This is a genomic window from Vibrio sp. 1288, from assembly GCF_033344475.1.
Window position 1 is genome coordinate 1 of record NZ_JAWPOX010001195.1, and the last position, 505, is coordinate 505.

Genomic DNA, 505 nt, shown 5'->3' on the forward strand with positions numbered 1-505 from the left:
TTACTCGACGGTAAACGTCTTTCAATAATTCGCGGCTGTTTGCACCTTTCCATTTATCGTCGGTATCTGGAAAATGACGGCCAATATCACCCGCAGCAATCGCACCTAACAAAGCGTCAGTGAGAGCATGCAGAGCAACGTCGCCGTCTGAGTGCGCAATCAGGCCTTGTTCGTAAGGAATTGCAACACCACCAATAATCACAGGGCCTTCACCGCCAAATTTGTGTACGTCGAAACCATGACCAATTCGAATCATTTTTTATCCTTTATTTTCTAACCGCGCTCGCGGCTAAGATAAAACTCGGCTAAGGCGAGATCTTCTGGCTGAGTAATTTTAATGTTATTCGCACTACCTTGGACTAAAGCTGGCGTTTCTCCCAACCACTCTAAAGCCGATGCTTCATCAGTGATCGCAACACCTTGCTGCAATGCGTCTGCCAGTGCTCTTGTTAGCTGCTGAGTTTTAAACATTTGTGGAGTAAGTGCATGCCACAATGCTTCTCTG

Annotated in this window: 2 protein-coding genes; both read right to left on the reverse strand. The window is 46.5% G+C overall.

Going from position 1 to position 505, the window contains the following annotated elements:
- The coding region (gene ispF / locus R8O11_RS31640) for a 2-C-methyl-D-erythritol 2,4-cyclodiphosphate synthase (RefSeq protein WP_318195439.1) at positions 1-256 on the reverse strand (256 nt) is incomplete at its 3' end.
- Positions 257-273: 17 nt separating this feature from the next.
- Positions 274-505, reverse strand: a 232-nt coding sequence (locus tag R8O11_RS31645; protein WP_318195440.1) for a 2-C-methyl-D-erythritol 4-phosphate cytidylyltransferase, incomplete at its 5' end; no start/stop codon positions are given.